The 5,363-nt window shown below is 69.7% G+C and carries 4 protein-coding genes and 1 pseudogene; 2 read left to right on the forward strand and 3 right to left on the reverse strand.

All coding sequences use genetic code 11. The annotated features are described in order from the left end of the window. Nucleotides 1-197 (forward strand): annotated as a pseudogene (locus ACFPZL_RS09530) (hypothetical protein); the annotation flags it as partial. A 116-nt stretch (nucleotides 198-313) separates the two neighbouring features. Here ACFPZL_RS09530 and ACFPZL_RS09535 read toward each other — a convergent pair. Continuing rightward, nucleotides 314-2,632, reverse strand: coding sequence for a M1 family aminopeptidase (locus ACFPZL_RS09535; RefSeq protein ID WP_218116277.1), 2,319 nt, complete (start codon nucleotides 2,630-2,632; stop codon nucleotides 314-316). A gap of 273 nt (nucleotides 2,633-2,905) precedes the next feature. Between ACFPZL_RS09535 and ACFPZL_RS09540 the strand changes: the two genes are divergently transcribed. Then, entirely contained in the window at nucleotides 2,906-4,045 is a 1,140-nt protein-coding gene (locus ACFPZL_RS09540) for a glutathione S-transferase family protein (RefSeq protein ID WP_218116278.1), read from the forward strand. Here the strand turns inward: ACFPZL_RS09540 and ACFPZL_RS09545 are convergent. Next, a complete protein-coding gene (locus ACFPZL_RS09545; RefSeq protein ID WP_218116279.1) occupies nucleotides 4,032-4,556 on the reverse strand; it encodes a hypothetical protein in 525 nt (174 codons plus the stop codon). The two genes, ACFPZL_RS09540 and ACFPZL_RS09545, sit on opposite strands and share 14 nt — an antisense overlap. Before the next feature lie 57 nt (nucleotides 4,557-4,613). Next, nucleotides 4,614-5,363, reverse strand: a 750-nt coding sequence (locus ACFPZL_RS09550) for an HD domain-containing protein (RefSeq protein ID WP_382335223.1), incomplete at its 5' end; no start/stop codon positions are given.

Genomic DNA, 5,363 nt, shown 5'->3' on the forward strand with positions numbered 1-5,363 from the left:
CGACGTTCACGATTTTCGGCACCGGCAGCATGGCGACGGCCATCGACGGAGTCCTCTCGGCCGGCGGCGCCCTCAGCGACGACGAGCTGCGCGAGCTGCGGCGGCTCGCCACGAAACTCGCCGAAAGCGTCGATGCGTGCGCGGATGTCGCGCCGAATGCAGCGGTGGACGCGGCGGCGGACGACGGCAGATCCTGAGCACTGACGCGGAAACGGCCGGCCGGGCCTGATCCGGCCGGCCGCGCACGGCGCGGGGGCGCGATCCCGATCGAAACCGGGACCGCGCCCCCGCGGTGCGTCAGCGGGTCGTTGCCTTACCTCTTGGCGACCCGCACGGGCGAACTCGTCTTCGAGACCGAGGCGAAGTTCTTCTTACTGCCGGTGACGACGACGCGGACGCGCTTGCCCGCGTCGGCCTTCTTCACCTTGTAGGTGGCCGAGGTGCCCGCCTTCTTGCCGGCGACCGTCCAGCGGTACTTCAGCGTGACGCCGGTGTTCCACGTGCCGGTCTTCACCTTGAGCGTCTTGCCCACCGCCGCCTTGCCGGTGATGACCGGCTTCGGCTTGCGGTTGAGCTTCTGCAGCGTGACCTTGTCGGTCTTCTCGCTGGTGGCGCTCTTCGGCTGGTAGCCGTCGCGATTCGCGGAGATGCGGACCGAGAGGCGCTTGCCGAGGTCGGTCTTGGCGACCGTGTACTTCTTGGCGGTCGCACCCGCGATCGCCGTGCCGTTGCGCAGCCACTGGTAGGTGGCGGTGTTCGCATCGTCCCAGTCGACCGGCTTGGCCGTGAGCGACTTGCCGACCTGGGCCGTGCCGCTGACCTTGGGCGCCGCGACCGCGGGGAGCGAGCCGACGGCGACAGGGGTCGCGCGCTGGGCGACGCGGGTGATGGGGGCCACCCGGTCGTTCTGCGCAGTGACGCTCACGCCGATGATCGCATCGAGATGATCCGCGGTCAGCGTGAAGGTGCCGTCGTCCGAACCCTCGGCCTCTTCGCCGTCGACCAGCCAGCTGATCGAGACGTCGTCGAGCACCTTGGGCCAGGCGCTCAGGTCGACGGAGAGCGTGCCCCCGACGCGGCCGGGGCCGCTGATGGTGGCCGCGATATCGGAGGCGGGCGCGAGCTCGTGACGGTCGGGATCGCCGGGCCAGGCCGGCTTGGTCGGCGCGTTCACCCAGGCGGTGCCGAACGGAGTGAAGTCGAGGCCGCTGATCTCGGAGGCGAGATCGTAGAAGTCGGCCTGGCTCGCATGCGAGCCGTTGTTGCGGCTCACCCACTCGCTCATGAACTCGTCGTAGGTCTCCGTGCCGAGGATGTCCTCCATGGCGCCGAGCATCTGGCCGGGTCGCTGGTACACCGACCAGTTGTTGAAGAGCTGCGCCCCGCTCGTGATCTTCGGCGGGATGGCCCACGAGGCGTGGTTCTCGGCGCGGCTGTTCCAGGACGTGCGCAGACGCTGGACGGGCGTGCTCGCGTTCTCGCCCTTGTCGTAGGAGAACGCCATCGGCAGGTAGGTCGCGGGGCCCTCGTTCAGCCAGATGTCGCTCCAGTCACCGGGCGACACGGCGTTGCCGAACCACTGATGCCCGATCTCGTGCACGAGCGTGCCGAAGCTCACCGAGCGCTCGAAGTACGAGCGATCCTGCGTCTCGAGCGCGTACCCGAGGCTCGTGCGGTCGACGACGACGCCGGCGCTCACGCCCGGATAGGGGCCGAAACGGCTCTCCATCCACTGCATGACCTCCTGGATCCGCGCGCGGCTCGCGAGGGTCGTGTTGACCTGCGAGGTCGTGAGCTGCGAGTCGAGGAACGACCACTCGCGGATTGTGCGGCCGTCGAGCAGCTCGATGTCGTTCTCGTAGACGTCGTAGGCGCCGATGGAGACGAGCGACAGGTAGGTGGCCTGCTGCTCGGGCTGGTTCCACACCCACTTGGTGCGCTTGACGCCGTCCTCCGTGTAGGAGTTCTTGGAGCGGAGCACGCCGTTGCTCGCCGCGGCGAGGGAGTCCCCGGCGGCGTTCTTCGACGGTATGTCGATCGTGAACTTGTGGGTGGCCTTGTCGCTGGGCGTGTTGTTGTTCGGGTACCAGGTCATCGCGCCGATCGGCTCGTTCACCGCCGTGGCGCCGTCGTCCGTCTTCACCCAGCCCTCCCAGGAGCCGTCGGGGTCCACGTAGTGCGCCGGGACGCCCGAGTACTCGATGACGGTGACGAACTCGCCGACGACCGGCTCGGCGGGCGTCACGACGAGCTTGAACTTGGTCGCAGCGGCGTCGTCGATCCGCTCGAAGGTCGCCGGTGCGCCGTTCACCGTCACGCTGTCGACGCTCAGACCCTTGAAGTCGAGCGAGAACGACGAGAGCGCGGTCGCCGCGGTCGCGCGCAGGGTCGTGGTCGAGACCATCGCATTGGTGGTGGGCTCGTACTTGATCGACACGTCGTAGTGGAGCGCGTCGTAGCCGCTGTTGCCGACGTTCGGGAAGACGGTGTCCCCCGAGCTCTGGCCGCCGGCCTCGGCGGCGACCGCAGCGGCGGGCAGGCCGAGGATCGCGCCGGAGACCACGAGGGCGGCTCCGGTGGCGAGCGCGGCGCTTCGACGCCAGAACGCGCGTGGACGATGGTGGTCGTGCATAGGTATCCCTCCATTGGAATTGCAGGGTCACCCGCGACCCCGCGGTGCTTCGATCGAGATCAAAGTCCGGTCAGCCTACTGGAGAATTCGGACACCGGGCAGAAGTTGTTCCATCTCCTACAGCGGCATGCGCCCCTGCTCCAGACACAGGCTTGCGGCAGGCCCCGGAGCGGCAGGCCGTCCCTGTAGCTCGGACCCGCGGCGGAGGAGGCTCACCGGGTTCCGTGAGCCGCAGCGGGTAGGATCCGAATCGATTCCGAGGGAGGCCGGACCATGGGGAACGACCAGTCGAACGACGCCCACTCCACCCGGGGCGCGTACGTGACGAGCGGCGCCGAGTTCGATCGCGACACGAACTACATCGAGGATCGGATCGTCGCGGATCCCGATGCGATTCGCGCGCTCGCCGCGCCCCCGACGTCGAAGGTCGGCTCGCTCGGCTACGGGCTCACCACGGGCGCGGAGGCCTGGCCGGTGGAGCCGGGCCGGTACCGCCTCGTCGCGGCGAACGCCTGCCCGTGGGCGAATCGCACCGTCATCGTGCGGCGTCTGCTCGGTCTGGAGCCGGTGATCTCGCTCGGCCGCCCAGGGCCGGTGCACGACGTGCGATCCTGGACCTTCGACCTCGAGGGGCAGCCGCAGAACGTCGGCGACCGCGACCCCGTGCTCGGCACCGAGCGCCTGCAGGAGAACTACTTCGCGCGCTTCCCCGGCTACCCGCGCGGCATTACGGTGCCCGCGATCGTCGACATCCCGAGCGGCGGAGTCGTGACGAACGACTACCCCCAGATCACCCTCGACTTCTCGACCCAGTGGCGCGAGTACCATCGAGAGGGCGCGCCGGATCTGCTGCCCGAGGCGCTCATCGACGAGATGTGGCCGGTGATCGGGCGCGTCTTCACCGAGGTGAACAACGGAGTGTACCGCTGCGGCTTCGCCGGATCCCAGGAGGCCTACGACGCCGCGTACGCGCGGTTGTGGGAGGCGCTGGACTGGCTCGAGGATCGCCTCGCCACGCGGCGGTATCTGATGGGCCCGACGATCACCGAGGCCGACGTCCGGCTGTTCACCACGCTCGCCCGCTTCGATCCCGTCTATCACGGGCATTTCAAGACCAACCGCAACCGGCTCGTCGAGATGGAGCATCTGTGGGGCTATGCGCGGGATCTGTTCCAGACCCCGGGCTTCGGCGACACGATCGACTTCGTCCAGATCAAGCGGCACTACTACGTGACGCACGAGGACATCAATCCGACGCGGATCGTACCCGCAGGGCCGGAGCTCGGAGACTGGCTCGATCCGCACGACCGCGAGCGGCTCGGCGGCTCGCCCTTCGGCGATGGCACCCCGCCCGGGCCGGTGGCCGAGGGCGAGGAGATCCTCGCCGGCCACAATCCGCTCATACCCGCGTAGCGCGCCGGCGCAGACCGATGAACCACTCGACGGCCAGCCAGACGAACCCGCCGAGCCAGAGCAGTGCGGCGATCCCGGCCACGGCGGTGTTGAGCGCGTCGGTCGCGGCGTGCACGGCGTCCGCGTTCGGCCCGTAGGCGCCGAGCCACAGCTGGAAGGTCGATCCGAAGTAATTGTCGCCGCCGTCCGGCATGAAGACGCCGAGCAGCAGGATCCCCGTCAGGCTCGTCCAGGCAGCGAGCGCGGCGCGCCGGCTGGCAGCCGCGGCCCCCGGAACCGCCGCGCCCTTCGCGTCGGCCGACCCCGCGAACAGGGCCCGCCGGACGAGGAACCCCTGAACGGCGATCACGACCTGCAGCGCATACCCGAGGAACAGCCCGATGATCGGCCCGAAGAGGATGATGACCATCAGCCAGCCGGTCGAGACGCCCTTGAGCGCCAACGCGACGAGGGGCAGCACGATGAGCGCGACGCCGGTGACGATCGCGGACGGAGCACGGGTGGACTGCATGCCGCCAGTCTGCCACTTCGACGGCGGATCGGAGAAGGAATCTCCCCGCGATCCGGTTCATGCCGATTCGGGCATACTCCCCGCGTCCGGCGACAGCGGCCCCAATGGCGCCGTCGGCGACGCGAGCGCGGCGATCTCGCGTTCGAGGTTCGCTCGGGCGCGATCCTCCCACAGCTGCCGGGCCGCCGCGGTGCGGTAGATCGCGGGATGCGCGAGATACCCGCGCAGGATCTCGGCCCTGCCCGCCCGGAACCGGTCCTCGGGCACATGCGCGTACTCCGCGCGCACGGCGGTCGTGTAGCGCTCGTAGCGCTCCTCCCCCGCGCCGAAGATCGAGAGATCGGCGTCGAGCAGGTGGGCCAGCATCGGGTCCACCGAGGGCAGTTCCGCAGCCGGGGCCGTGGCGACGATGAAGTCGCCGACCTGCCGCACGAGGGCGGGAGTGAGGTCGAACGCGGCGAGCGCCGCCACCGCGAGGCGCGCCGAGTCCGTCTCGTCGGTTCCGGTGCCGGCGTAGACCGCGTCGTGGAACCAGGCGGCGAGCAGTGCGGCCGGCGCGATCCGCTCTCCGCGCACGGCGAGCTGGTCGAGCGAGAGCAGCACGTCCTCGAGGTGCCGTTCGTCGTGGTACCGGCGATGCGGCTCGTTCCAGCGGCCGATGAGCTCACCGCCGAGGCGGTGCCACTTGTCGGCGAGCGCTGCGTCGGTGGCCGCACCGGTAGTCGGGGACGCGGATCGGCCGACTCCCGCGCGCTCCGCCAGCGCGGCCCATTCGGCGGTCAGGTACTGGCGACGGCGGATCGGCCG

Source organism: Leucobacter soli (genome assembly GCF_042659205.1).
GTDB classification, from domain to species: Bacteria; Actinomycetota; Actinomycetes; order Actinomycetales; family Microbacteriaceae; genus Leucobacter; species Leucobacter soli.

What these genes read in the sequence shown, in the direction of transcription:
- ACFPZL_RS09540 (WP_218116278.1), top strand. Translation starts at nt 2,906, where the DNA reads ATGGGGAACGACCAGTCGAACGACGCCCACTCCACCCGGGGCGCGTAC.
- ACFPZL_RS09535 (WP_218116277.1), bottom strand. Translation starts at nt 2,632, where the DNA reads ATGCACGACCACCATCGTCCACGCGCGTTCTGGCGTCGAAGCGCCGCG.
- ACFPZL_RS09545 (WP_218116279.1), bottom strand. Translation starts at nt 4,556, where the DNA reads ATGCAGTCCACCCGTGCTCCGTCCGCGATCGTCACCGGCGTCGCGCTC.